This window comes from Halomonas sp. TA22 (genome assembly GCF_013009075.1).
GTDB lineage: Bacteria > Pseudomonadota > Gammaproteobacteria > Pseudomonadales > Halomonadaceae > TA22.
The window spans coordinates 2,181,814-2,208,159 of the sequence record NZ_CP053108.1; the positions used below are offsets into that span (position 1 = coordinate 2,181,814).

The following is a 26,346-nucleotide window of genomic DNA, read 5'->3' on the forward strand; positions in this document are numbered from 1 at the left end:
AGCAGGAGTGGGTGCATGATCAGAAAAGTAAGGCAATTGGATGACAGTTGCATGACATCACCTCGGGGGCGGGGCAAGACCCAGCTGACGGCGTGCCGCCTGCAGCTGCTCGTCAGGCAGGGCAACGAAGCCCGTCTCGACGACGATTGCCTGGCCCCGCGGTGAAAGCACCAGATCGACGAAGGCCCGTTCGGGGCCGGGCAGCCGCTCACCGGGAGGCAGGTTGACGTAGAGATAGAGCGTTCGGGAGAGCGGATAGTCGCCGCTCAGCGTGGTCTCGGCATTGGCTGCCACGGCCGTGCGGTTGCCCTGGCGCAGCGGCACGGCCCGTACCCCCGGCGTCACGTAACCAAGCCCGGCATAGCCGATTCCCCCCGGTGCGCTGGCGACGGCCGCCACCACCGTCGAGGAGCCGGGATGCTCGTTTACATCGAGCCGGAAATCGCCACCGCACAGGGCCGTGCCCCTGAATATGCCATGGCTACCGGAGACGGAATTGCGCCCATGGCGGTCAATGGGACCGGTGAGTGTCGCCCCGGGAATGGCCAGGTCACGCCAGGTACCGACGTTGGCTTCACCGCAGCGGCGCGTATCGGAAAATATCGCGTCGACCTCGGCAAGCGACAGCGACGCCAACGGGTTGTGGCGATGCACGAAAACCGCCAGGGCATCCATCGCCACCGGTATCTGCAGCGGCTCATGACCCTGGCGCCGGCGGAAATCGTCGCGCTCGGCCGCCGACATCGGCCGCGACATGGGGCCCAGCCGCGTGGTGCCAGCCGCCAGCGCGGCCGGGGCGGTGGCCGAGCCGCTCGCCTGCAGCTGCAGTCGCACACCGGGATGCTCGCGCTCGAGCGCCTCGCCCCAGCGCAGCATCAGCCCGGCCAGGGTTTCGGAGCCTATCGAGTCGAGCGTCCCGGCAACTGGACGCAGACCCTCTGTGGCCAGTCCAGGCAGTGTCGCAAACGCCAGGCTCAACAGCACCACCACTCTGGCGCACATGCGCTTGATGTCAACAGCCTCGATATCCATGCAAGCTTCCTCGGGATGGCCATTCGACGATAAGATGCCCCAAGACAGCGCGACGCCGTCGCCACGCCGCCGCTCCTGGAGAGCGCTCGACAACAACAAGACACGACGCCAACGCCATGACCGATCTTGACGATGTTCCCGCCCCACAGGGTCATTTGACCCTGAAACTGCTGGCCACGAAACAGGATACCAACTTCTATGGCGATATCCCCGCCGGCTGGCTGGTCGCCCATATGGATCAGGCTGCCGAACTGGCGGCCGGACGCCAGGCTCACGGCCGTACCGCCACCGTGGCCATCGAGTCGATGGATTTTCTGTGCCCGGTACGGGTCGGCTCGATGGTCAACATCTTTACCGTGGTGCGCCATATCGGACGCAGCTCGATCAAGATCGACGTCGAGGTATGGATACGTCCGCCCCACGAGCGCGACCCGGACGAACTCTACAAGGTGACCGAGGCGCGCTTCGTGGTGGTGGCACTGGACGACAACGGGCGTATCCGCACCGTCCCCGAGGCGTAGCCCAGCCATTGCTGCGCCATAAATGCGATGGGCGCCCGAAGGCGCCCATGCAGATGATCCTGTAGATAACCGCAGTGGATCAGGCGCCGACGGTATCGCGCCCTCTCAGGTAGGCGAACTCGCCGATATCGGTGTAGGGCCTGACCAGCTGCTGGAAGGCGACATAGGAGTCGTAGATCCGCTTCGACGCCGGGTCGTTGTCGACCTGGCGCTGCAGTACGGTCATCGAGGATTCATACAGCGCGCTCATGACATCCTCGGGGAAGGCGCGCAGCTCGACGCCATGTTCGTCGACAAGGGTCTCGAGCGCCTGGGCGTTGCGATAGGTGAACTCGTCGATCATCGACAGGTTGGCCGAGCGCGCGGCTTCCACGACGACTGCCTTGAGGTCGTCGGGTAGGGCGTTCCAGGCGTCCAGGTTGATGGTGCCTTCCAGACCCGCGCTGGGCTCGTTCCACACCGAGGTGTAGTAGTAGTCGGCGACCTGGTAGAGGCCGAAGGCCATGTCGTTATAGGGGCCTACCCAGTCGGCGGCGTCGAGCACGCCGGTCTGCATCGAGGTGAAGATCTCCGAGCCCGGCATGTTGACCGCCGTGGCGCCGATACCGTTCATCGCCTCGCCGGCCAGGCCCGGCAGGCGAATACGCAGGCCGCGCATGTCGGCCAGGGAGTTGATCTCTTTCTTGAACCAGCCGGCCATCTGGGTGCCGGTGTTGCCGACCAGGAAGGGCTTGAGATTATGGCTGGCGTAGAGCTCGTCCCACAGCTCCTGGCCGCCGCCGTGGTACATCCAGGCGTTCATCTCGGTGGTGTTCATGCCGAACGGCACGGCGGTGAAGAACTGCGCCGCTGCGACCTTGCCGCGCCAGTAGTAGGAGGCGGAGTGACCCATCTCGGCGGTACCCGCGGCCACCGCATCGAAGACCTCCATGGCCGGCACCAGCTCGCCGGCACCAAAGACCTGGACGCGCATGCGCCCGCCCGAGAGGCGCTCGATGCGTTGGGCGAAGTCGTTGGCGCCCGTCCCCAGCGCGGGGAAGTTCTTCGGCCAGGAGGTGACCATGCGCCAGGTGATGGTGTCCTGGGCTTGGGCAATGGAGATGAAGGGCGCGGCGACGGCGCCGGCCGCGCCGGCACCCAGCGCGGTCAAGAATTGTCGGCGTTGCATGAGCGTATGTGACTCCAGAAGCGTTATTGTGGTGCTGCCGCCGGGGCAAGGCCCCGGGAAGTGTCCGCCAAGCAGTATGCTAAGCGATCAATTATTCGGCAAGCCCCACGCGCCGGCGTTGGCCTACAGCGGGGTCAGCTTGGCAAACCCCAGCACCAGCCACTTGTCCCCTTCGCCTTCGAAACTCACCTGCACCCGGGCCCGTTCACCCTCCCCCTCGGCATTGAGGATCACCCCCTCGCCGAACAGCGGATGGCTGACGCGCTGGCCAAGCGACAGCGTCGGCAGCTCCCCGCCGCCATTCACCGAGGTCTGCCGGGACAGTCCCACGGCGGGCCGCGACGCGATCACCGGCCGCGAGATCTGGCCACGCAGACGCACCTCCTCAAGAAGCTCCTCGGGCAGCTCGCGCAGGAAGCGCGACGGCCGCTGGAAGGTCTCCTTGCCATGCAGGCGGCGCAGCTCGGCGTAAGTGAGGTAGAGCTTGCGCATGGCACGGGTCAGGCCCACGTAGCAGAGCCTGCGCTCCTCCTCGAGGCGCCCCGGCTCCTCGAGCGACATCTTGTGCGGAAAGAGCCCCTCCTCGACACCAGCGATGAACACCACCGGGAACTCCAGCCCCTTGGCGGAGTGCAGCGTCATCAGCTGCACGCTATCCTCGAACTCGGCGGCCTCGTGGTCGCCGGCGTTGAGCGCCGCCTCGGAGAGGAAGGCCTCCAGCGCCGCCATGCCCTCGCCGACCTCCGGCGCCTCGAAGGCATCGCCCTGGGTGAAGGCGCGTGCAGCGTTGACCAGCTCCTCCAGGTTCTCGACCCGCGCCTGGCCCTTCTCGCCCTTCTCGTTGGCATGATGCTCCACCAGCCCGGAGGCCTGGTTCACATGGGCGACGATTTCGTGCAGCGCCATGCCGGCGGTGTCGTTCTCGAGCTGGTCGATCAGGTCGGCGAAGGCGCGCACGGCGTTGCAGGCGCGCCCCTTGAGGCTAGCATCGGAGGCCCCGTCCTGGGAAATACAGTCATGCAACGCCTGCCACAGCGAGACATTGGCCACCCGGGCCCGTTCGCGCAGGATCTCCACGCTGCGCGTGCCGATGCCGCGTGCCGGCACGTTGATCACCCGCTCAAGCGACGCGTCATCCTCGCGGTTGAGCAGCAGGCGCAGGTAGGCCAGGGCGTTCTTGATCTCGAGGCGCTCGTAGAAGCGCTGGCCGCCGTAGATGCGATATGGCACTCCCTGTCGGATCAGCGTCTCCTCCAGCACCCGTGACTGAGCGTTGGAGCGGTAGAGAATGGCGATCTCGCGGCGTAGCACCCCGTCGCGCACCTGTTCGTTGATGGTGTCGACGATGAAGCGCGCCTCGTCGAGATCGTTGAAGCCGGCGTAAAGCGAGATCGACTCACCCCGCGCACCGTCGGTCCACAGCTCCTTGCCCATGCGTCCGGCGTTATGGCTGATCAGCGCGTTGGCAGCATCCAGAATGGCGCTGGTGGAGCGGTAGTTCTGCTCCAGGCGCACGGTGCGGGTATCGGTGAACTCCTGCTCGAAGCGGCGAATGTTCTCGATGCGCGCCCCGCGCCAGCCGTAGATCGACTGGTCGTCGTCGCCGACCACGGTCATCCCGGTACGCTCGCCGGCGAGCAGTTTCAACCAGGCGTATTGAAGGGTATTGGTGTCCTGGAACTCATCGACCAGCAGGTGGCCGAAGCGTTCGCGGTAGTGGGCGAGCAGCGCCGGAGTATCGCGCAGCAGCTCGAGGCTTCGCAGCAGCAACTCGCCGAAATCGACCAGACCGCCGCGCTCGCAGGTCAGCTGATAGCGCTCATAGAGTTCGACCATCTGTGCCATGTAGGCATCGCCATGCGTCTCGACCTGGTGCGGGCGCAGCCCCTCCTCCTTGCAGCCGGAGATGAAGTACTGCACCTGGCGTGGAGGAAAGCGCTCGTCGTCGATGCGGTGATCCTTGATCAGGCGCTTGACCAGGCGCAGCTGATCGTCCGAGTCGATGATCTGGAAATGCTGGGGCAGGCGCGCATCCTGCCAATGGGTGCGCAGCAGGCGGTGGGAGATAGAGTGGAAGGTGCCCACCCACATGTTGCGCAGCGAAAGTCCGAGCAGCGCCTCGAGGCGCGTACGCATCTCGCGGGCCGCCTTGTTGGTGAAGGTCACGGCGAGAATGGCGTAGGGAGAGAGTCCCTCGGTGCGCATCAGCCAGGCGATGCGGTGCACAAGCACCCGCGTCTTGCCCGAGCCGGCCCCGGCCAGCACCAGCATGTTGCCCTGGGGGGCGCTGACCGCCTCGCGCTGGGCAGGATTGAGGTGATCGAGAATCGCCGTGACGTCGTCCATAGCGGCAGCTACTTGCGGTCAAAAATGGACGCCTAGCTTACCACACTGGGTTACTGCTCTTCCGACTCGGGGAAGCGCAGCGAGTTGAGGCTCTTCTTCACCGACTTGAGCTGTTCGGTCAGCTTGGGGCCACGGGTTTTGGCCACGCCCACCGCAAGCACGTCGATCAGCACCAGGTGAGCGACTCGCGAACTCATCGGCGTATAGATCTCAGTGTCCTCGTGCACGTCGATATAGAGCGGTAGGGTCACCTCCTCGGCCAGCGGCGTGCCGCTCGGGCACAGGCCAATCACCGTGGCGCCGGAGTCCCGGGCCAGCTGGACGCTTGCCACCAGGGCCTTGGTACGCCCCGTCTGGGAGATCGCCACCACCACGTCGCCCTTCTTGAGCGTAACGGCCGACATGTTCTGCATGTGCGGATCGGCGTAGGCGGAGGTGGAGATCTGCAGCCGGAAGAACTTGTGCTGGGCATCGAAGGCCACCGCACCGGAGGCGCCGAAACCGTAGAACTCCACTCGGTTGGCCAGGGCCAGGGCGTTGATGGCCTGGTTGAGGGCCTCATTGTCGAGGCGATCGCGCACCGACAGCAGGGTCCCCACCGTGGAGTCGAAGATGCTCTGCGAGAATTCGGCGACCGTGTCACTATCGTTCATCGAGAACTGCGCGAACTGGCTGCCGCTGGCCAGCATCTGGGCGAGCTTGAGCTTGAAATCCTGAAAGCCGTTGCAGCCCAGCGCCCGGCAGAAGCGCACTACGGTAGGTTCGCTCACCTTGGCCTCGGTGGCGAGATCGACGATGCGCATATGGATGACATCCTCGGGGTTGCGCAGCACGAAACGCGCCACCTTCTGTTCGGAGCGACGGAAGTGCTCCATGCGGCTTCTCAGCTCGTCGAATAGGGCGCGGCTCACGGGAAACTCCTCGTTGGCATGTTACTTGCTTGTTCCTGTTTGGCATCCGTGCGGCAAGGCACTGCCACAGTATGCCTCAGCGTCAGCACAAAATGTCACGCGTTTGACGACAAGGTCGTAACAAAAAACCGCCACGAACTTCATCATTTTGTCAACTGAGGTATAGTAATTGTGTCCTGCCGGTGAGTTGCCCTTGGACCGGCAGTTCCCACTTGGGTCAGGAGAGTCGTACATGCGCAATGTCGAACAGGTTACCTCCCTAAAAAGTGAACTCCTCGACATTTTCATGAGCATACAGGTCGTCGAGCACGAGCAACGCCAGAAAATGGCCGCCACACGCTACCTAAGAGCGCGTCGCGGCATCGAACTGCACAAGGAGTTCAAACGGCTGGAACGCGATATCGCACCACTGGATGAAGTGCAGGCTCGATAGCTAACGCCTCGCGTAGGCGTAATCTCGTCGCCCTTCCGGGCCTCCTCGCCGAGGCCCAATGCTCGTTTACTCGAAATTCCGGCTGATCATCAAGCCCAGTTGGCGATCTTATTGCATCGCCGTATTAGAACAGGCTCTCCTGGTTCTCTCCGCTGAATGCACCGATCGATGGCCACTCCATGCGCTGCGCCAACCGATCATAAAGCTGCCTGGCGAGCTGCGGTGCCTGACGGTTATCGGCGGTATGCACAAAAAGAAAAGGGCTTTTCCCCTGATTTATCCACAGGCAGAGTTGTTCTATCCATGGGGTAAAGTAGTGCTCGTTGATGCCAGGATCGAGATGGCCAATAAAACGAATCAAAGGCTTGTCAGCCGTGGAGATCACGTGTAGCGGTCGTTTCGGCTTTTCCTGCCGGGCCTTGGCCAGCCCGCTGTCGCCGCTATCGGCGCCGAAGAAGAGTGGGCGCACATCAAGCATGACACGATCCACGTTATGACTTATCAACAATTGGTTAAGGGCGATTTCCTCCGCCCCCTTGTGGAAAAACTCGCTGTGCCTGACTTCGACGGCACAGGGAATATCCTTGGGCCACCGCTCCAGCAATTGCGCTAACTGAGGTAGCTCCTCAATGCCAAAATCTCTCGGCAATTGCACCATGATGGGGCCAAGACGGTCATGAAGAGGAGAGAGCCGATCGAGGAACTCTTCGAACGCCGCTTCGATTCCCATGAGGCGGCTTTCATGAGTCAGGCTTGCCGGCAACTTGAAACAGAAACGAAACATCTCTGGCGCCTGACGCGCCCAAGCCGCTACCGTTTCAGCCTTCGGCGCGCCACTATAGAAGGTGGTATTGCCCTCCACCGCGGAAAAAATCTGGGCATAGTCGGCGAGCCGATCCTCTTGGCTGCCATGTGGCGGATAGAGCCCACCCCGCCAATCGGCATTGGCCCACATCGCCAGACCGAGATGGAGGCGGACGGGATCTGCATTGCGCCCGTGTGGCTTATCGCTGGACACTTACACTCCTCGAATTACCGTTGGATCTACTAGGATTTTAACGCCCTTTCCCCAGCGCCAGCTGAACTATGCTGAAAAAAGCCACTTTTCATGCAGTGGCTTTTCCAGGAGGACGACCATTGATAGGCGAGCGCGACGTGTTAGTGATTCATGATGATCGCATGCTGGCGCATCGGCCTGACGCTGAAGCGCCCTTTCAGCCGGGCAAGCTTGAGAGCCGAGTACATGAGATCTTGGGCAGGCTTTTCGATGGAGCGGTGATCAAGTGGAGTTATCCGGAGCACCCCGGTCGGCTGCAGGCCATTACCGACTTGTTGGTTCGCGAGCCGGTGGCAGGGGTGCGCTATGAAACGGCCCGCCCCGCCACGGAGGAGCAACTGGTAGAGTGCATACCACCTCCTATATCGAGAATATCTATGCACTGCGTGGCAAGCAGGCCTGGCTCGATATCGACACGACCGCAGTTTCGCCAGGCAGTGTCGAAGCCGCCGAAGTGGCGGCAGGCGCCGCCATTGCCGCGGTCGAAGCCGTCGTCGACGGTCGTGCCGGTAGCGCCTTCGCCCTCTGCCGCCCGCCGGGCCATCATGCGGACTCGGTACGTGCACGCGGCTTCTGCCTGTTCAACAATGTCGCGGTTGCCGCCGCCCATGCCCAGGCGTCATTGGGGTGTCAGCGCGTACTGATCATCGACTGGGACGTGCATCATGACAATGGAACGCAGGATATCTTCTGGGCCTCGCCAGACGTAATGTTCTTCGATACCCATCGCGCCGCTCCCTTCTATCCGGGAACCGGCAACAAGGGGGAGGTCGGCGTCGGCCTGGGAGAGGGATTGACCGTCAACGTTCCCCTCCCCCCTGGATGCGGCGACCCAGCTTTGATCAAGGTCTACCGCGAAATACTGGTGCCGGCGGTGGAGTGGTTCAAGCCCGATCTCATCCTGGTATCGGCGGGCTTCGACATGCACCGCCTGGACCTCTGCATGAACCTCAGCTACAGCGGTTTCGGCGCGTTGACCGGTATCGTGCAGGAGCTGGCGGACACGCATTGCGATGGCCGTCTGGTCATGGTGCTGGAGGGTGGCTACCACCTCGAGTCGCTGGCGCGTGGCGTTCGGACAGTGCTGGAAATCCTCGCTGGAGGAGATCCGCCCGAGATCGAAGAGCCCGGCATCAAGGAAGTGACCGAACTGACGGAATTCCATCGCCAGGCGTTCGGGTAGAGAAATCGCGATAGCCGTTCAGCCAAGGCAGACGTGGCTAACCCGGATCGAGTGCCAGAAACAGGCGTTTCTCCCCCACTGCAGGCTGTGGGCTGCGATGCACCAGACCGTGCCCCTCGTTGCCGATCCAGCCCTCCCCCTTGAACAGCGCGATATCCCCCACCTCGAGGTGTTCGATGGCAGCAGCATCACGCAATGGATCAGGTTTGTCAGGATGAGGCGCGCCAAGCCCCACGCGATTGACGGCGTGCTCCGGAAGCCACTCGCTGGCCGGTCCGGCATAGGTCGTCACCAGCCGAACCGCCAGATTATCGACATGGAAGCGCGGACACATCGCGCCTTCGAGCACACCCAGACGCACGCCGATGGTCGACGTATCGAACAGAAAGGCCATCGCCTCAGTGATGAAGCGCACGTCATCCAGCAAGGGCCGAGCATGCTCCGCTACCGGCAGGTGACGAGCCAGTTCCTCGATCAGTGAGTCATCGGCGGGCCCTCGCCAACGCCAATCCAGGCGCGTTTCTCGATAGCTGAGCAGTGCAATACACGATGCTTGTCGCGATGGATCGGACCCTCAGGGTGTTCACCACTATGATATGGCACTCGTTAGGCAGGACCCTTCATTCCGCTCAAGCAAGCAGCGTCAGCGCCAGTGACGCCATACTCTTCCTGCAGTCCCTCCCGGATGGCGTTGCGCTCCTCGAGCGACTTGTGCTGGCTGGCCTTGTGCTTGCCGGTGAGTCGCGTGATGGTCAACTCCACGCCGACGACGGCACGGCACATGCCATCGATATACGCCTCGGGTGCATCCTCGAGCCGCCATGGGGTTGGCCGCCGGCTCTCGAAGTGATCCGTCAGCTTCCCCACGACGCCTCTAAGCCAGTCAGAATCCTCGATGAAACGCAGCCGACCATGGGCATGAACCACCTGATAATTCCAGGTAGGCACCACCCGACCATGCTTCTGCTTGTCTGGATACCAGCTTGGTGTGATATAGGCCTGTGGTCCGTGAAAGATGGCCAGGGCGTCCTGCTCACCCATCCGCCAGAGCTCGCTGGCCCGGGCAACATGGCCACACAGCACCCCTGTGCCTCCGTCATTCGGTTCCAACAGCAACGGCAGGTGATTAGCGGTTATCCCCTCGTGACCGATCGTGACCAGTGTGGAGAAGGGAAACGCCGCGATTGCGGCATGCAGCGCGTCGGGATCAGCTAGGGCAAACTGGGCAGGTAAATACATGGTGGCTCTATCACAAGTTGAAGGAGACGCTACAAAGGGAGGGAGCGCGCAGAGCTATTGTGCCGTAGCGATCAGCGCCGACAGTGCGATTCGCTGCCGACCGTCGCTGTCGAAGTTTTCCCTCGCCAGCCAGCGCTCGAATAGTGTCTGCAGCCGCGGCCACTCGGCATCGAGCAGCGCGAACCAGGCGGTGTCACGGTTGTGGCCGGTGACCACGCGATGCTGACGAAACACACCTTCGAACTGGAAGCCAAGCCGCTTGGCCGCACGCCGCGACGGCGCATTGAGGGCATCGCACTTCCACTCGACGATAACCCAACGCAAAGGCCGATGGGCTGACCAAAACCGTTGGTCGTGTCAGTCATAATTTCTCTCTAACAACCGCAGCCGTCTGTATTAGCACAAAGCATGCTCCCAGGCTGTTCGCCTGTTGCGATCGGATGACCGTCACGCAACCAGAAATCGAGCCCGCCCAGCATCTCCTTGACCTGAAGGCCATAGCTAGCTAGGCGCCAGGCACCCTTGGTGGAGGCGTTGCAGCCGATACCGTCGCAATAGGTGACATATAGCCGCTCAGTGCTTAGCACAGCCAGCCGTTCGGGTCCCATTTCGCGATGGGGTAAGCTGACGGCGCCAGGAATATGGCCAGCGAGATACTGCTTATGGCTTCGTGTGTCGATAACCACGATCGCCTCGTTACCGTGGGCGAGGTCCTCGGCCAGATCCCAGGCATCAGTGTGATGGCAAAGCTTATCGTACATGAACGCAGCAGTGGCTTCGGGTGAGGCGCAAGGAAAGGTCAATACTGTGGATTGCGGTAATGTCGTCACGAAAGCCTCCTATGAGTTGAGCTCGAGCGTGTAGGCGTAGAAGGCCTCGTTGCGTTGCCAACCCAGCGACTCGTAGAGGCGTTGCGCGGTGTGGTTATGGGTTTGGGTATTCAGCGTGAGTCGCGGCACGCCGTGATCGCGGGCCAGCGCGACGGCGGCCTGCATCAGCGATCGGCCGATGCCACGCCCCCGCGCGTCGGACGACACGAACAGATCGGCAAGAATCCAGCGCGATGCAAGGCTGACGGTGGAGAGCACCGGGTAGAGCTGCACGAAGCCGGACAGTTCGCCGTCGTCGTCTTGAACCAGCAGTCGCGAATCGCCCAGGGCGAAACGCTGAACGAGAAAGGCGCTTGCGGCCGCAACATCGCCTGGTTGCTCATAAAAGCGCCGATAGCCATCGAGTAGCAGGCTCAGCGCATCTAGGTCGGACATGGTGGCGGGGCGAACGCGATTCATGGCGGGCTCCTGGCAATCGAGAGGGAAATGACAGGCATCCATTTTGTCGGCATAGTGGTTCCGGGATAAGAACCAGTTGTGCATAAATCAGGGGATCCAGTGAGCACCGCGCGAACCAGCAGCGAGTGGATTGTCGAGGCGTTGGCCCTCTATCTGGCCAGCCATCACACCGGTACGCGAGTGCAGCGCCTCTACGATGCACTGCGCGGCTGGATACAGCACGGCGAACTGCACACGGGGAGTGCCCTGCCTTCGTCACGCCATCTGGCACAGTCGCTGGGGCTCGGGCGCAATACCGTACTGGCCGCCATGGATCGGCTGGTGGCGGAGGGCTTCGTCGTGCCGCGCCGGGGGGCAGGGCTCTATGTGGCCGACCTGCCCCAGCCGCCCATAGGCATGACCGAACAGGCTCCGGCAACGGACATGCAGCATCTATCGCGACGCGCCGAGCAGCTCTTATCATTCTGCACCACCCTGAACGGGGGCCAGCGTGCCTTCGCCCCCGGTGTCCCGGCGCTTGATCGCTTTCCGTGCGAACGCTGGCAGCGCCTGCTCAGACGCCATCAGCATCGGGCCTGCGAGGCGTGGATGAACTATCAGACCCAGGGCGGGCTAGCGGTGCTGAAAACGGCACTCTGCGATTATCTGCGGCTGTCACGCTCGGTCAACTGCCGTCCCGAGCAGATCCTCATCACCCAGGGTGCACAGCAGGGCTTCGAACTGATCGCCCGCCTGCTAGCAGACCCTGGCGACGTGGCATGGATCGAGGAGCCCGGCTATGGTGGTGCCCAGTCATGCTTCGTTTCAGCGGGGTTGAACATGCTCCCCGTTGCCGTCGACGAGGAGGGTATCGCCCCCGACTCACTGCCCCCAGATGCGCCTGCGCCCCGGCTGATCTACGTCACCCCATCTCACCAGTACCCCAGTGGGGTGACGATGAGCATGGCGCGCAGGCTTGCGCTGCTTGCCTGCGCCGAGCGCCATGGCGCCTGGATCATCGAGGATGACTACGACAGCGAATTCCGCTATGCCACTCCCCCGGTCGCATCACTGCAGGGGCTCGCCGAGCGGGTACCGGTGATCTATGTCGGCACCTTCAGCAAGGTGCTCTATCCGGGGCTGCGGCTGGGCTATCTGGTGCTTCCCGAGCGCCTGATGGATGACTTTCGGCGTGCCAATGCCCGCCTGCACCGCGAGGGGCAGTACGCCGTGCAGTCGGCACTGGCCGAGTTTCTTGTCGAGGGGCATTTCGCCCGCCACGTGGCGCGTATGCGACACTGCTACCGCCAGCGCCAGGCTTACCTGCGCGAGGCACTCGCGCCCGCCGTGGCGCATGGCCTCGTGCTGTCGCAGGGCCAGGCCGGCATGCACCTGGTGGCACGCCTCGATTCGCTTGAGCAGGAGCGCTGGCTGGTCGAGCGTGGCCATGAGCAGGGAATCGCCTTGTCTGCCCTGTCGCGCTTCTATCTGGGCGAAGAGAAGATGCCCGGCCTGGTGCTGGGCTATGCCGGCGCGGATGAAGCCGAGATTGCCCGCGCCGGCGGCTGGCTGTGCCAGGCCTGGCTCTCGAGGCCCGACCCGGCGCAAGCATGATCGGGTGGTCTACTCCACCGTGACCGATTTCGCCAGGTTGCGCGGCTGGTCCACGTCGGTGCCCTTGAGCACCGCCACATGATAGGAGAGCAGCTGCAGCGGCAGGGTGTAGAGAATCGGGGTGATCGCCTCGTCGGCATGCGGCAGCCGCAACACACGCAGCCCTTCGCCCTGCTCGATGCTCACGTTCTCGTCGGCGAACACGTAGAGCTCGCCTCCCCGCGCCCTGACCTCCTGCAGGTTCGACTTGAGCTTGTCGAGCAGCTCGTCGTTGGGAGCGACGGAAATGACCGGCATCTCGCTGTCGACCAGCGCCAGGGGACCGTGCTTGAGCTCGCCGGCGGGATAGGCTTCGGCGTGGATATAGGAGATCTCCTTGAGCTTGAGCGCCCCTTCCAAAGCGATCGGATAGTGCGCGCCTCGCCCCAGGAACAGGGCGTGATGCTTCTCGGCAAAATCCGCCGACAGCGCTTCGATCTCGCTATCCAGTGCCAGCACCTGGCTGACCAGCGCCGGCAGGCCGTGCAGTGCCTGGACGATCTGCGTCAGGCGCTTCTCATCCATGCCGCGCTGCTTGCCAAGTGCCAGTGCAAACAGCAGCAGGGCCGCAAGCTGCGTGGTAAAGGCCTTGGTGGAGGCCACGCCGATCTCCGGACCCGCCTGGGTCATCAGCGTCAGGTCCGATTCGCGCACCAGGGAGCTTCCCGGCACGTTGCAGATTGCCAGGCTTGCAAGGTAACCGCTGTGCTGGGCGAAGCGCAGTGCCGCCAGGGTATCGGCGGTTTCGCCGGACTGCGAAAGCGTGACGAACAACGTATCTTCGGGTACCACCACACGCCGGTAGCGGTACTCCGAGGCGACCTCGACCTGGGTGGGTATGCCGGCATAGCGCTCCAACCAGTAGCGCGCCACCATCCCCGCATGGTAGCTGGTACCACAAGCGATGATGTGAATGTGCTTGGCCTTGGAGAAGAGCGCATCGGCATCGATACCGAAACTTCTCACCAATACACTGTTCTCGCTGAGTCGCCCCTCCAGGGTCGCGGCGATCATCTTGGGCTGCTCGTAAATCTCCTTGAGCATGAAATGACGATAGTCGCCCTTGCTCGCCGCGCCATCGCCATGTTCGAAGACCTGTACGGGACGCTCGACCGGAGAGCCCTGCTGGTCGAATATCTCGATGTCTCCGCCCCGCGACAGACGCACCACATCACCCTCCCGCAGGTAAATGAAGCGGTCAGTCACCTGCAGCAGCGCCAGCGGGTCGGAAGCGAGGAAAGCCTCCTCGATACCCACGCCGACGACCAGCGGGCTGCCCTTGCGTGCGCCGATCACCACGTCCGGCTCGGTGGTATGCATCACCCCCAAGGCATAGGCGCCGTCGAGCATGGCCAGCGCCTTCTGCACGGCGGTGAGTAGATCTCGGTGCTTGGCGAATTCGGCATCGAGCAGATGGGCGATCACTTCAGTGTCGGTCTCCGAGTTGAACACGTAGCCCTGCCCTTGCAGATCGGCCTTGAGTCGCTCGAAGTTCTCGATGATACCATTGTGCACCACCGCCACGCTGTCGCCGGATTGATGTGGGTGGGCATTGGCCTCACTGGGTTTACCATGCGTCGCCCAGCGGGTGTGGGCGATACCGACGCTCCCCGGCAAAGGCACCTCCTTGAGCTTATCTTCCAGCGCCGCCACCTTGCCCGCCGCCCGCTGTCGCTCGAGCCGAGTGGCCGCGGACAGCACCGCCATGCCGGCCGAATCATAACCCCGGTACTCAAGGCGCTTGAGCCCCTCGAGCAGGATGCCCTGTACGTTACGCTCGGCTACCGCTCCCACGATCCCACACATGCGCTCTCCTCCCTGCAGAGTTGTCGTTGTCAGGCCTCTACCTGAACACAGATTACCTTGACGCCATGCGCTTCGATGGATCGACGCGACGCTTCGCCCAATCCATTATCGGTGACAAGAGCATGGATGCCGCTCCAGGGCAGCTCCAGGTTGGGAATTCTGCGACCGATCTTGCTGGATTCGACCATCACCACCACTTCACGGGCCACCTCGGCCATTACCCGGGAGAGACCAAGCAGTTCATTGAAGGTCGTCGACCCGCGTTCGAGGTCGATGCCATCGGCGCCAATGAATAGCTGATCGAAATCGTAGAGCCGCAGCACCTGCTCGGCCACCTGGCCCTGGAACGACTCCGAGTGGGGATCCCAAGTGCCACCGGTCATCAGCAGTACCGGCTCGTGCTCGAGCGCCTGCAGCGCATTGGCCACCGCCAGTGAGTTGGTCATGACCACCAGCCCCGCCTTGCCCTCGAGTTCCGGAATCATCGCCCGGGTGGTGGTACCGCTGTCGATGATGATGCGATTGTGCTCGCGTATCCGCGCGCAGGCGGCCCGGGCAATGGCACGCTTGGCAGCCGATACTTGGGCGTCATCATCAAGCAGCTCCTGGGGTAACGGGGCGGCTCCGCCATAGCGGCGTAGCAGCAAGCCACTCTTCTCAAGCGTTGCCAGGTCCTTGCGGATGGTCACTTCGGAGGTCGCGAACTCCCGCGCCAAGGCATCGACAGCGGTTTCGCCCCGTGCGTTGACGTAGGCAAGAATTGCATGGCGGCGCTGTACCGTATTACGCTTCGTCATGAAAGAATCAAGTTTCTATTCGAAAGATATAGTTTACGGATGAAACAATAACGCCCCCGCCAGGTCAAGCCTGACGGGGGCGTATTTTGACAAGCCGCTCGAGAAGACGGCAGGGATGCCGCGAGATCAGCGCTTCTTGGTGGGTCTCGTCCAGTCAGGCTTGATGATCTGACGGCCGCGAACGACGGCTAGGGCTCCGTCGGCGACACTCTTGCCGATCGTCGAGCCGGCGCCCACCGTGGCGCCGTGGCCGATCGTCACCGGTGCCACCAAGGCGGTGTTGGAGCCGATGAAGGCATCGTCGCCGATCTCGGTATGGTGCTTGTTGGTGCCATCGTAGTTGCAGGTGATGGTACCCGCTCCGACATTGACGCCACGCCCCAGCCGGGCATCGCCCACATAGCTCAAGTGGTTGATCTTGCTCTCTTCGCCAACCTCGGCATTCTTGGTCTCGACGAAGTTGCCGACCTTGGCTCTGGCCGCCAGACGGGTACCGGGGCGCAAGCGGGCGAAGGGGCCGATATGGTTATGCCCAGCCATCACGGCGCCATCGATCACGCTGTGCGCCTCGATCACGCTGTGCGCACCGATATGGCTGTCGCGGATGACGCAATAGGGGCCGATACGCACCCCTTCGCCCAACGTGACCTCACCTTCGAATACACAGCCCACATCGATCTGTACGTCATGATCGCAGAAGAGCGAACCGCGCACATCGAGGCGTGAAGGGTCGAGCAGCGCCACCCCCTCGGTCATTAGGCGCTCGGCGAGCTCGCGCTGGTAGGCACGCTCCAGTCGCGCCATCTGCAAGCGGTTGTTGACCCCCTCCACTTCCAGCGCCGAGGCGGGCTGAGCGGTTGCCACGGCAATGCCGTCCTCGGCGGCCATGGCGATCACATCGGTCAGATAGTACTCACCCTGAGCGTTATCGGCGGAGAGCTTCGGCAGCCAGCGCTTCAGCTGCGCACTGGTCATCGCCATGATGCCGGTATTGCATTCGCGCACCTGGCGTTGCGACTCGCTGGCGTCCTTTTGCTCGACGATGGCGGTCACCTCGCCGTTGTCATTGCGCAGGATACGCCCATAGCCGCTGGGGTCGTCGAGGGTGACGGTGAGCAGCGCCATGCGCTGTTCGCTGACCTCGGCAAGCAGCGCCGCCAATGTGTCGCGCCGTACCAGCGGAACGTCGCCGTAAAGGATCAGCACCTTATCCTCGCCGAGAGCGTCCAGTGCCTGGGCCACGGCATGGCCGGTGCCCTTCTGCTCACTCTGCACGGCGAAATGCACCGGGCAGTCGCTCAAGGCCTGGCGCAGCTGATCGGCACCATGCCCGATCACGACATGCAGGCGCTCCGCCTCCAGGGCCGAGGCCGTGTCGATGACATGGCGTACCATCGCCTTGCCGGCCAGCGTGTGCAGCACCTTGGGCCGTGTCGAGCGCATCCGCGTTCCCTGCCCCGCCGCCAGAATCACCACATCGAGCGCCATTTCCCCTCCTTGCATGCGTTGTTCATTCAGTAGCGACCCGCTAATCGTCGATCTCGATTCCCAGCGCCTCGAGTTGCTCGCGGCCGAAGTAGTCGACGAACGCGGGGCTTGTGCGACTCGTCCACCCCTCGCTATCGCGCTCCAGGGTCAGCACCATCAGTTCCTGCTCCCTGGCCAGTGCCAAGCCCTCGTCGGGTCCCAGCACCAGCAGTGCCGTAGCCCAGGCATCGGCCCAGGCATTGGAGGGATGCAGGACGCTCACCGAAGCCAGGGTATGATCGACGGGATAGCCGCTGCGCGGGTCGATGGTGTGCGAAAAGCGACGACCATCCTCTTCGAAATAGTTGCGGTAATCGCCGGAGGTCGCCACCGACATGTCATGCACCGGCAAGGTATGTTGAGCAATCTGCTGACTGCCATCCTCAGGAACCTCGACGCCGATACGCCATGGCGTGCTGTCACGATCACGATAGCCCTTGGCAATCAGGTCGCCACCAAGATTGACCAGATAGTGCTCGACTCCCTCGCCATCGAGATAGGTCGCCACGCGGTCGGTGGCATAGCCCTTGGCCACACCGGAGAGATCGACGAATACCTCCGACAGACGACGCGCCTGCAAGCTATTCGTATCCACTTCCAACTGAGCGAAACCGATCTCGTCGAGCCGTGATTGCAGCTCCTGCTCGTCGGGTATCTCACGGGGGCGCGCTTCGGGTCCGAAACTCCACAAGTTCGCCAACCCGCCGATGGTCGGGTCGAAAGCCCCGCCGCTCAACTGCAAAATCGTCTCGCTGATGGCGAGCACTTCGATCAGCTCATCGGAGAGCGTCTGCCACTCGCCTATGGGAGAGTGGTTGAAATCGACCAGCTCGGCATCCTCACGATAGGTCGACATGGTGGCATCGATCTCGTTGAGCACTTCAAGAAAGCCCGCTTCGAGCGCCTCGGCACGACTTGCCGTCAAGCGATCGCTGATCGATACCTGATAGAAGCTGCCAAAGATGTTGCCCTGCAGGCGCACCGGCGACTCCAGCTCGGCTTCTTCACTCGAACAACCCGCAACGAGCAGTGCCAGGACCAGTAACGTGCTGCCCATGCCAAGACGATAAATGCTCATGTACTACGCGGCCCCCTACGCCAAGCTATCGAACTACCAGAACAACCACATCAGCCATACTCCGAACACGATTCTATAGATAACGAAGGGCTGCATGCCGATACGCTTGATGAAAACCAGAAAATAGTGAATGCACAAGTAGGCGCTGATACCGGAGAGTATGGTGCCCGTCATCAGCGCCGCCCAGTCCACATCAACTGGTTCGCGGATCAGGCCGATGATCTCGAGCCCTCCCGCCAGCATGATTACCGGGATGGATAACAGAAAGGAGAAGCGCGCCGCCGCTTCACGACTCATACCCAGCAGCAGGGCGGCGGTGATGGTAATCCCCGAGCGCGAGGTACCGGGAATGAGTGCCAGCGCCTGGGCCACGCCGATGATCAGTACATCCCGCAGATTCAGTTGGTATTCCGTGCGTTCCCCGCGTTTTCGCCAGTCGGCATAGCCCAACAGCAGGCCGAATAGAATAAGGCTGCTACCGATCAAGAGTGGCGAGCGCATGCTGGTTTCGATGGGCGTCTTGAATGCCAATGCCGCCAGCCCCACCGGGATGGTGGCAAATATCACCCACCAGGCCAGCTTGCCACTCTCATCAGTGCCCTTGCCCCTGGCCGAGGTGAGCCAACTGACGATCATGCGCTTGATCTCCTGGCGGAAGTAGACGATCACCGCCAGCAAGCTACCGATGTGCAGGGCAACATCGAACGCCAGTCCTTGATCGGGCCAAGGGGTAAAGACAGGGACTAGAATTAGGTGGGCGGAGCTGGAAATCGGCAGAAACTCGGTGAGTCCCTGCACGAGAGAGAGAATGACGACCTGCAGCCAATCCATGGATGTTTCCTGTCAAACGGGAGGAGTAAGCAATGGCTGGCGGCGAGCCATTATTGCAACGGCCAGCCGCACCACTTCGTCACAGAGGATACACTTCTTTACCAAACTCGTCTGCTTGATGAAGAAAGTCTCTTAGACCTGGGTCAGAATCGCCGTGGCGATACTGAAATAGATCAGTACCCCACAGGCATCGATCACCGTGGTCACCAGCGGCGCCGAGGCGGTGGCCGGGTCCCAACCCAAGCGGTTGAGCACGAATGGCAAACACATGCCAAGGATGCTGCCGAACAGCACGATGGTGACCATGCTCATCGCCACCACCATGGCCACCGCCTCGCCGCCGCGCATCACCCCGATCGGGGCGACCGCCAGTGCCATGGTCAGTCCCAGCGAGCCCGCCACCAGAAGCTCACGGCCCAGCAGCTTGCTCCAGTCCTTGACCCCGACGTCGCCGGTGGCCATGCCGCGCACCATCAGCGTGGCAGCCTGGGCGCCGGCGTTGCCGCCGCTGCCGATCAACAGCGGCAGGAAGAAGACCAGGGCCACCTGGGCGGCAATGGTATCCTCGAAGTAGGCGATGCCAGCCCCGGAAAACAGATTGGCGAATACCAGCAGGACCAGCCAAGTCACACGCTTGCGATACAAGCTCCAGATCGGCACACGGCTGACGCCATCCTCGAGCTGACCGATCGACATCCCCTTGTGGATATCTTCGGTGGCCTCCGATTCCGCCACGTCCATGGCGTCATCGTGAGTCACGATGCCCACCAAGCGTTCATCGGCATCGAGCACCGGAACCGCCAGCAAGTCATAGCGTGCCACCAGACGCGCCACCTCCTCCTGAGGAGCATCGACACGTTCGCTGATGACGTCCTTGATCATCAGGTCATCGACCTTGGCGCCGGGGCGGGCCACCATCAATTGCCGCAGCGACAGCGTACCCGCCAGGCGCCCCTCCTCGGCCAGTACATAGATCTGGTAGACGGTCTCGGCATCCGGCGCGGTCTGGCGCACCCGCATCAATGCCTGGGAAACCGTCATGCCACAGGGGATGGCCACGTAGTCCGAGGTCATGACCGCCCCGGCGGTACCCTCCTCGTAGCTTGCCAGGCGCTTCAAGTCCTCGCGCTCCTGGCGCGCCATGCGTCGCAGCAAACCCTCGCGGCGATCTTCGTCGAGCAGGTTGAAAAGATCGGCACGCTCGTCCGAGCCCATCTCTTCAAACAGCGCGAGCAGCGTCTCGTCGGACATCGCTTCAGCCAACTCACCCTGCAGTTCGCCGGGCAGATAGCCGAAGACGTTGGCGCGACGCTCGATCGTCAGACGATCGAGCATGGCGAATACGCTAGGCGTATCGTCATCCTCCTCGGCGAGGTCAGCAAGAATTTCAGCGATATCCGCGGCACGCATCTCGGCCAACAACTCATCGAGACCGGAGAGGACATTCTCGCCTAGGGCCGCGACAAGGGCCGCCTTCTGTTCGCTCAACACTTCATTCATAGGCATCCTCCAGCGTCTCGGACAACGGTGAGATGTTGAGACGCATAACCATTCATGCAGGCCAAACCAACCATCCCTGGCTGGCCGTGAATTCGATCGTCTGCAGCGTAGCAGCCGCATGCTGAAGTATCATACCAGAGATACGACAACGCCCCTTGGACGCTTGGTCCAAGGGGCGTTGTCACAGCAAGGAGTCGTGACTATCCCTTGCCGGCTTTCTTGCGCAGTTGCTGAATCGTTCTAAGCTGTGCCACCGCTTCGGCAAGTTCCGCCGCTGCACGCGTATAGTCGAGCTCCGAGGATTTCTCGTTGAGTGATTGCAACGCCTGCTGACGGGCCTCTTCGGCCGCCGATTCGTCGATATCGCCAGCCCGTGTCGCCGCATCGGCGAGAACCGACACCACACTCGGTTGCACCTCAAGGAAGCCGCCCGAAATGTAGAAATTCTCTTCCTGGCCACCATCGCGGATGACACGAACCGGCCCTGGCTGCAACTCGGTCAACAGCGGGGTATGCCCAGGCAGTATGCCCAGGTCACCCATGATACCGGATGCCACCAGTTGCTCGATCTGGCCGGAGAAGACCTCTCCCTCGGCACTGACAATCTCGCACATGAAGCTGTTCGCCATAGTGTTGTCCCCTCTGGGTGGACGGCCTTACTTCATCTTGTTGGCTTTCTCGACCGCTTCGTCGATCGAACCGACCATATAGAAGGCCTGCTCCGGCAGCTCGTCATACTCACCATCGAGAATGCCCTGGAAGCCGCGGATGGTGTCCTTGAGCGACACATACTTGCCCGGAGCACCGGTGAACACCTCGGCGACGAAGAACGGCTGCGACAGGAAACGCTGGATCTTACGCGCGCGGGCCACGGTCTGCTTGTCCTCGTCGGACAGCTCGTCCATGCCCAGGATCGCGATGATATCCTTGAGTTCCTTGTAGCGCTGCAGCACGTTCTGCACGCGGCGGGCAGTATTGTAGTGCTCCTCGCCGACCACCAGCGGATCGAGCTGGCGCGACGTGGAGTCGAGCGGATCGATAGCCGGATAGATGCCCAACTCGGCGATCGAGCGCGCCAGTACCACGGTCGCATCCAGGTGGGCGAAGGTGGTCGCCGGTGACGGGTCGGTCAAGTCATCCGCAGGCACGTAGACGGCCTGAACGGAGGTGATCGAGCCAGTCTTGGTCGAGGTGATACGCTCCTGGAGCAAGCCCATCTCTTCGGCCAGGGTCGGCTGGTAACCCACCGCCGACGGCATACGACCCAGCAGTGCCGACACTTCAGTACCGGCCAGGGTGTAGCGGTAGATGTTGTCGACGAACAGCAGCACGTCGCGGCCTTCATCGCGGAACTTCTCGGCGATGGTCAGACCGGTCAAGGCCACGCGCAGACGGTTGCCCGGCGGCTCGTTCATCTGACCGTAGACCAGCGATACCTTGTCGATAACGTTGGATTCGGTCATCTCATGATAGAAGTCGTTACCCTCACGGGTACGCTCCCCGACACCGGCAAACACCGAGTAACCGCTGTGCTCGGTGGCGATGTTGCGGATCAGCTCCATCATGTTGACGGTCTTACCCACCCCGGCGCCGCCGAACAGGCCGACCTTGCCGCCCTTGGCGAATGGGCAGACCAGGTCGATGACCTTGATGCCGGTCTCTAGCAGCTCGTTGGAGGCTGCCTGCTCGGAGTAGGTCGGGGCCTTGCGGTGGATCGGCATGCGCTCCTGCTCGCCGATGTCGCCAGCCTCATCGATCGGCTCGCCGAGCACGTTCATGATTCGGCCCAGCGTCTCCTTGCCGACCGGCACGGAGATCGGCGCACCGGTACCGGTGATCTCGATACCGCGCTTGAGCCCTTCGGTGGTACCCATGGCGATGGTCCGCACCACCCCGTCGCCCAGCTGTTGCTGGACTTCGAGCACGGTGTCGGCATTGGCGACCTTAAGCGCTTCGTAGACCTTGGGAACGTTGTCCCGCGGAAACTCAACGTCAATCACCGCGCCGATGATTTGTACGATACGTCCGCTCATCTTGGTTCCTCTCAAATACCTGCAAATGAAACCTGGTGGCGGGGAAGCTCAAGAGCCTGACGGCTCGTTCCTCCCCACGATGCTTATACGGCGGCAGCGCCACCGACGATCTCGGAAATTTCCTGGGTAATGGCCGCCTGACGGGCCTTGTTGTACACCAGTTGCAGATCGTCGATCAGATTGCCGGCGTTATCGGTGGCGCTCTTCATCGCGATCATCCGCGCGGCCTGTTCACAGGCGGTGTTCTCTACCACCGACTGATAGACCTGCGATTCGATGTATCGCTCGAGCAGCCGGTCCAGCAGCATCGTGGCATCCGGCTCATACAGGTAGTCCCAGTTACCGGGACCAGACTGTTCTTCGTGGTGAGTGTCCGACTCCGCACCGATATCTGCGGAGAGAGGCAATAACTGCCTGACGACCGGCCTTTGTGTCATGGTGTTGACGAACTCGTTGTACACCACGAAAAGTCGATCCAGACGCCCTTCGTCGTATGCCTCCAGCATCACCTTGACGCTACCGATCAGATCCTGAACCCGAGGCTTCTCGCCCAGCCCACTCTTCGCCGCGACCAGGTTTCCGCCATAGTTGCGGAAGAAGGTCGCCGCCTTGGAGCCCAGGGCACAGAACTCGAGCTCGGCGCCCTGATCGCGCCAGCTCTTGGCGTCGCGGAGAACGGCCTTGAACAGATTGACGTTCAGTCCGCCCGCCAAGCCTCGGTCACTGGAAACGACGATATAACCGACCCGCTTGGCCTCACGCTCGACCATGTAATGATGCTGGTTCTCCACATCGATATCCGCTTCGGCGATATGGGCCACAACATTACGGATCAGCCGGGCGTAGGGCTGGCTGGCCTTCATCAGATCTTGCGCTTTACGCATCTTCGACGCAGCGACCATTTCCATGGCGCTGGTGATCTTCTGCGTATTTTTGATGCTCCCGATCTGGGTGCGTATCTCTTTTGCAGCTGCCATCGCGATCTACCCCTTGTCCGTGGCTCTCAGAGTCATCCAAGGCCCGGCGAGAATATCTGCCACTCGCCGGGCCCTGGCGTTACCAGCTCTGAGTCGCCTTGAACGTCTCGAGACCCGACTTCAAGCCCTGCTGGATCTCGTCGTTGTAGTCGCCGGTCTGGTTGATCCTGTCGAGCAGCTCGCCATGCTCCGACTTCATGTAGTCGTGCAGGGCACGCTCGAAGTCCAGCACCTTGCTCACGTCGACATCATCCAGATGGCCTTCGTTGGCGGCGTACAGCGACAGTGCCATTTCGGCCACGGAGAGCGGCGAGTACTGATTCTGCTTCATCAGCTCGGTGACGCGCTGACCATGCTCGAGCTGCTTGCGGGTCGCTTCATCGAGATCGGAAGCGAACTGCGAGAACGCCGCCAGCTCGCGATACTGCGCCAGTGCCAGACGTACGCTACCGCCAAGCTTCTTGATGATCTTGGTCTGAGCGGAACCACCAACACGCGAGACCGACAGACCGGCGTTGATCGCCGGGCGGATACCCGAGTTGAACAGGCCCGTCTCGAGGAAGATCTGACCGTCGGTGATCGAGATCACGTTGGTAGGAACGAACGCCGAGACGTCGCCGCCCTGGGTCTCGATGATCGGCAGCGCAGTGAGCGAGCCTGTCTTGCCCTTCACTTCACCGTTGGTGAACTTCTCCACGTAATCGGCATTGACGCGCGCGGCACGCTCGAGCAGACGCGAGTGGAGATAGAAGACGTCACCGGGATAGGCTTCACGGCCCGGCGGACGACGCAGCAGCAGCGATACCTGACGATAGGCAACGGCCTGCTTGGAGAGGTCATCATAGACGATCAGCGCGTCTTCGCCACGGTCACGGAAGTACTCACCCATGGTGCAGCCGGCATAGGGGGCCAGGAACTGCATTGGAGCGGGATCGGCGGCACCCGCGGCAACCACGATGGTGTGACCCATCGCACCGTGCTCCTCGAGCTTGCGCACGATACCGGCAATGGTCGACTGCTTCTGGCCGATCGCCACGTAGATGCAGGTGACGCCCTTGCCCTTCTGGTTGATGATCGCATCGATGGCGATCGCCGACTTACCGATCTGACGGTCACCGATGATCAGTTCACGCTGGCCGCGGCCGATCGGCACCATGGCATCGATCGATTTCAGGCCGGTCTGGATCGGCTCATCGACCGACTGGCGGGTGATGACGCCCGGCGCGACCTTCTCCACCGCGTCGGTCAGGGTAGTGTTGATCTCGCCCTTGCCATCGATGGGAATGCCCAGCGGATCGACCACGCGACCGATCAGCTCGGGACCTACCGGTACTTCGAGCACGCGACCGGTGCACAGTGCGGTCATGCCCTCTTCGAGCTTGAGATAGTCGCCAAGTACCACGACACCGACGCTGTCGCGCTCGAGGTTGAGCACCATGCCGTAGATGCCACCGGGGAACTCGACCATCTCGCCGAACATCGCGTCGGCCAGACCGTGGATACGTACGATACCGTCGGATACGCTGACGATGGTGCCCTGATTGCGGGCTTCGGATGCGACGTCAAGCTTCTCGATACGCTGCTTGATGATGTCGCTGATCTCGGAAGGATTCAGTTGCTGCATGCCATGTCCCTCAGACTCAGGCGGAGAGTGACTCACGCAGACGGTTCAATCGACCGCGCACCGATCCGTCGATGACGGTATCGCCGGCACGCAGGATCACGCCGCCCAGGAGAGTGGAATCCACTTGAGTGGTAATGGAGATTTCGCGATTCAGACGCTTCTTGAGCGCACTGGCGAGCTTGTTCTGCTGCTTGTCTTCCAACGCGTAGGCTGAGATGACGGTCACGTCGATGCGCTGCTCATGTTCGGCACGCAGTGCATCGAACTGGAGCGCGATAGCCTCCAGCGCCGCCAATCGACCTTTCTCTGCCACGGCATCCAGAAAGCGCCGGGCTGCGTCATCGACTTCAACCTCGGCTATTTCCAGCAGCAGTGCCACCTTCTGCTGATTGGCAAGCTTCGGGCTTGAAAACAGCGCCTGCATCTCGTCATTGGCAGCGACCTGGCCGAGCTTGGCAAGCCACTCGGACCAGGTCGTCAGCGCCTGATGATCACGCGCGTACTCGAACACCGCCTTGGCGTAGGGCCGGGCGACAGTAGACGTTTCCGCCATGGATCACCTCCTCACAGTTCGGCAGCGAGCTTATCAAGCATCTCGCGGTGCGCCTTCTCGTCGATGGAGGCCTCGAGAACACGCTCTGCCCCGACCAAGGCAAGCGTTGCCACCTGGGCGCGTAGCTCGTCCTTGGCACGATTGAGCTCCTGCTCGATCTCGACACGCGCACCAGCGGCGATACGCTCGCCTTCGACACGTGCCTGCTCGCGCGCTTCTTCAATCATTTGAGAGGAGCGCTTGTGTGCCTGTTCAAGGATCTGAGTGGCCTGCTCCTTGCTATCACGAAGCGTTTGAGCAGCCTGCTCCTGAGCCAGTTCAAGGTCGCGCGATGCACGGCTAGCGGCATCCAGGCCATCGGCGATCTTCTTCTGACGCTCGTGGAGCGCCTGGCTGATCGGCGGCCACACGTATTTTATGCAAAACCAGACAAAGATCGCGAAGGCGATCGTCTGCCCGATAAGCGTCATGTTGATATTCACAGGTATGTACCTCTGACGGTTTCGTGGCGACCGGAAACAAGCAAGCCGAGCGACACTGCGCTCGGCGAAAAAGGCTCGTTAACCGGCAACGACGAAGATCAGGTACATCGCGATACCTACACCGATCATCGGAATAGCATCAAGCAGACCCGCCATGATGAAGGTGCGTGTCTGCAGTTGGTCGCCGAGTTCCGGTTGACGAGCAGAGGTCTCGAGCAGCTTGCCGCCGAGAATTGCAAAGCCAAAGCCGGTAGTCAGGGCGGCAACACTGATGATGATAGCTGCAGCAAGGTAAACGATTTCCATGGTAGTGCTCCTAGGTTCAAG

The 26,346-nt window shown here is 62.0% G+C and carries 27 protein-coding genes; 4 read left to right on the forward strand and 23 right to left on the reverse strand.

Going from position 1 to position 26,346, the window contains the following annotated elements:
• Positions 1-57: 57 nt before the first annotated feature.
• Entirely contained in the window at positions 58-1,032 is a 975-nt protein-coding gene (locus tag HJD22_RS10170; protein WP_248730205.1) for a PstS family phosphate ABC transporter substrate-binding protein, read from the reverse strand.
• A 116-nt stretch (positions 1,033-1,148) separates the two neighbouring features.
• On the opposite strand from HJD22_RS10170, the gene HJD22_RS10175 reads away from it, so the two are divergent.
• The gene (locus HJD22_RS10175; protein WP_208655354.1) at positions 1,149-1,553 is read left to right on the forward strand and encodes an acyl-CoA thioesterase; all 405 of its coding nucleotides are present in this window, start codon (positions 1,149-1,151) and stop codon (positions 1,551-1,553) included.
• Positions 1,554-1,632: 79 nt separating this feature from the next.
• Here the strand turns inward: HJD22_RS10175 and HJD22_RS10180 are convergent, their stop codons facing one another.
• From HJD22_RS10180 to hexR, 3 genes are all read right to left on the reverse strand, one after another.
• Complete coding sequence (locus HJD22_RS10180) at positions 1,633-2,721, reverse strand: TRAP transporter substrate-binding protein (protein WP_208655353.1); 1,089 nt, start codon at positions 2,719-2,721, stop codon at positions 1,633-1,635.
• A 123-nt stretch (positions 2,722-2,844) separates the two neighbouring features.
• Positions 2,845-5,067, reverse strand: a complete 2,223-nt coding sequence (gene uvrD / locus HJD22_RS10185; RefSeq protein WP_208655352.1) for a DNA helicase II — start codon at positions 5,065-5,067, stop codon at positions 2,845-2,847.
• Positions 5,068-5,117: 50 nt separating this feature from the next.
• Positions 5,118-5,978 (reverse strand): transcriptional regulator HexR, encoded by an 861-nt coding sequence (gene hexR / locus HJD22_RS10190; RefSeq protein WP_208655351.1) that lies wholly within the window; start codon positions 5,976-5,978, stop codon positions 5,118-5,120.
• Between the two features lie 232 nt (positions 5,979-6,210).
• Between hexR and HJD22_RS10195 the strand changes: the two genes are divergently transcribed.
• Positions 6,211-6,411, forward strand: coding sequence for a PA3496 family putative envelope integrity protein (locus tag HJD22_RS10195; RefSeq protein ID WP_208655350.1), 201 nt, complete (start codon positions 6,211-6,213; stop codon positions 6,409-6,411).
• 124 nt (positions 6,412-6,535) lie between these two features.
• Here the strand turns inward: HJD22_RS10195 and HJD22_RS10200 are convergent, their stop codons facing one another.
• A complete protein-coding gene (locus tag HJD22_RS10200; RefSeq protein WP_208656853.1) occupies positions 6,536-7,366 on the reverse strand; it encodes a DUF72 domain-containing protein in 831 nt (276 codons plus the stop codon).
• A 448-nt stretch (positions 7,367-7,814) separates the two neighbouring features.
• Between HJD22_RS10200 and HJD22_RS10205 the strand changes: the two genes are divergently transcribed.
• Complete coding sequence (locus HJD22_RS10205) at positions 7,815-8,651, forward strand: histone deacetylase (protein ID WP_248730206.1); 837 nt, start codon at positions 7,815-7,817, stop codon at positions 8,649-8,651.
• 37 nt (positions 8,652-8,688) lie between these two features.
• Here HJD22_RS10205 and HJD22_RS10210 read toward each other — a convergent pair whose 3' ends face one another.
• From HJD22_RS10210 to HJD22_RS10230, 5 genes are all read right to left on the reverse strand, one after another.
• On the reverse strand, positions 8,689-9,195 hold the full coding sequence (locus tag HJD22_RS10210; protein WP_208656852.1) for a DUF1826 domain-containing protein: 507 nt from the start codon (positions 9,193-9,195) through the stop codon (positions 8,689-8,691).
• 62 nt (positions 9,196-9,257) lie between these two features.
• On the reverse strand, positions 9,258-9,890 hold the full coding sequence (locus HJD22_RS10215; protein WP_208655349.1) for an FMN-binding negative transcriptional regulator: 633 nt from the start codon (positions 9,888-9,890) through the stop codon (positions 9,258-9,260).
• Between the two features lie 54 nt (positions 9,891-9,944).
• Complete coding sequence (locus tag HJD22_RS10220) at positions 9,945-10,214, reverse strand: GNAT family N-acetyltransferase (RefSeq protein WP_248730208.1); 270 nt, start codon at positions 10,212-10,214, stop codon at positions 9,945-9,947.
• A 50-nt stretch (positions 10,215-10,264) separates the two neighbouring features.
• A complete protein-coding gene (locus tag HJD22_RS10225) occupies positions 10,265-10,720 on the reverse strand; it encodes a rhodanese-like domain-containing protein (RefSeq protein ID WP_248730209.1) in 456 nt (151 codons plus the stop codon).
• A 9-nt stretch (positions 10,721-10,729) separates the two neighbouring features.
• A complete protein-coding gene (locus HJD22_RS10230; RefSeq protein WP_208655348.1) occupies positions 10,730-11,179 on the reverse strand; it encodes an N-acetyltransferase in 450 nt (149 codons plus the stop codon).
• 129 nt (positions 11,180-11,308) lie between these two features.
• On the opposite strand from HJD22_RS10230, the gene HJD22_RS10235 reads away from it, so the two are divergent.
• Positions 11,309-12,772: a PLP-dependent aminotransferase family protein gene (locus HJD22_RS10235; protein WP_367947660.1), complete on the forward strand. Its 1,464-nt coding sequence runs from the start codon at positions 11,309-11,311 to the stop codon at positions 12,770-12,772.
• A gap of 9 nt (positions 12,773-12,781) precedes the next feature.
• Here the strand turns inward: HJD22_RS10235 and glmS are convergent, their stop codons facing one another.
• The 13 genes from glmS to atpE form a co-directional block, all read right to left on the reverse strand.
• The gene (glmS, locus tag HJD22_RS10240) at positions 12,782-14,617 is read right to left on the reverse strand and encodes a glutamine--fructose-6-phosphate transaminase (isomerizing) (protein ID WP_208655346.1); all 1,836 of its coding nucleotides are present in this window, start codon (positions 14,615-14,617) and stop codon (positions 12,782-12,784) included.
• A gap of 29 nt (positions 14,618-14,646) precedes the next feature.
• The gene (locus HJD22_RS10245) at positions 14,647-15,414 is read right to left on the reverse strand and encodes a DeoR/GlpR family DNA-binding transcription regulator (RefSeq protein WP_208655345.1); all 768 of its coding nucleotides are present in this window, start codon (positions 15,412-15,414) and stop codon (positions 14,647-14,649) included.
• 126 nt (positions 15,415-15,540) lie between these two features.
• Positions 15,541-16,902, reverse strand: coding sequence for a bifunctional UDP-N-acetylglucosamine diphosphorylase/glucosamine-1-phosphate N-acetyltransferase GlmU (glmU, locus tag HJD22_RS10250; RefSeq protein ID WP_208656850.1), 1,362 nt, complete (start codon positions 16,900-16,902; stop codon positions 15,541-15,543).
• Positions 16,903-16,942: 40 nt separating this feature from the next.
• Positions 16,943-18,019, reverse strand: a complete 1,077-nt coding sequence (locus tag HJD22_RS10255) for an FAD:protein FMN transferase (protein WP_208655344.1) — start codon at positions 18,017-18,019, stop codon at positions 16,943-16,945.
• A gap of 33 nt (positions 18,020-18,052) precedes the next feature.
• Entirely contained in the window at positions 18,053-18,850 is a 798-nt protein-coding gene (locus tag HJD22_RS10260; protein WP_208655343.1) for an undecaprenyl-diphosphate phosphatase, read from the reverse strand.
• Positions 18,851-18,982: 132 nt separating this feature from the next.
• On the reverse strand, positions 18,983-20,356 hold the full coding sequence (gene mgtE / locus HJD22_RS10265) for a magnesium transporter (RefSeq protein ID WP_208655342.1): 1,374 nt from the start codon (positions 20,354-20,356) through the stop codon (positions 18,983-18,985).
• A 194-nt stretch (positions 20,357-20,550) separates the two neighbouring features.
• The gene (locus tag HJD22_RS10270) at positions 20,551-20,979 is read right to left on the reverse strand and encodes a F0F1 ATP synthase subunit epsilon (RefSeq protein WP_208655341.1); all 429 of its coding nucleotides are present in this window, start codon (positions 20,977-20,979) and stop codon (positions 20,551-20,553) included.
• Positions 20,980-21,006: 27 nt separating this feature from the next.
• A complete protein-coding gene (gene atpD / locus HJD22_RS10275) occupies positions 21,007-22,383 on the reverse strand; it encodes a F0F1 ATP synthase subunit beta (RefSeq protein WP_208655340.1) in 1,377 nt (458 codons plus the stop codon).
• Positions 22,384-22,466: 83 nt separating this feature from the next.
• On the reverse strand, positions 22,467-23,360 hold the full coding sequence (gene atpG, locus HJD22_RS10280; protein ID WP_208655339.1) for a F0F1 ATP synthase subunit gamma: 894 nt from the start codon (positions 23,358-23,360) through the stop codon (positions 22,467-22,469).
• Positions 23,361-23,439: 79 nt separating this feature from the next.
• Positions 23,440-24,984, reverse strand: a complete 1,545-nt coding sequence (gene atpA, locus HJD22_RS10285; RefSeq protein ID WP_208655338.1) for a F0F1 ATP synthase subunit alpha — start codon at positions 24,982-24,984, stop codon at positions 23,440-23,442.
• Between the two features lie 16 nt (positions 24,985-25,000).
• Complete coding sequence (locus tag HJD22_RS10290) at positions 25,001-25,537, reverse strand: F0F1 ATP synthase subunit delta (protein WP_208655337.1); 537 nt, start codon at positions 25,535-25,537, stop codon at positions 25,001-25,003.
• Positions 25,538-25,548: 11 nt separating this feature from the next.
• Entirely contained in the window at positions 25,549-26,019 is a 471-nt protein-coding gene (locus HJD22_RS10295; RefSeq protein ID WP_208655336.1) for a F0F1 ATP synthase subunit B, read from the reverse strand.
• A gap of 78 nt (positions 26,020-26,097) precedes the next feature.
• The gene (atpE, locus tag HJD22_RS10300) at positions 26,098-26,325 is read right to left on the reverse strand and encodes a F0F1 ATP synthase subunit C (RefSeq protein WP_208655335.1); all 228 of its coding nucleotides are present in this window, start codon (positions 26,323-26,325) and stop codon (positions 26,098-26,100) included.
• Positions 26,326-26,346 lie beyond the last annotated feature (21 nt).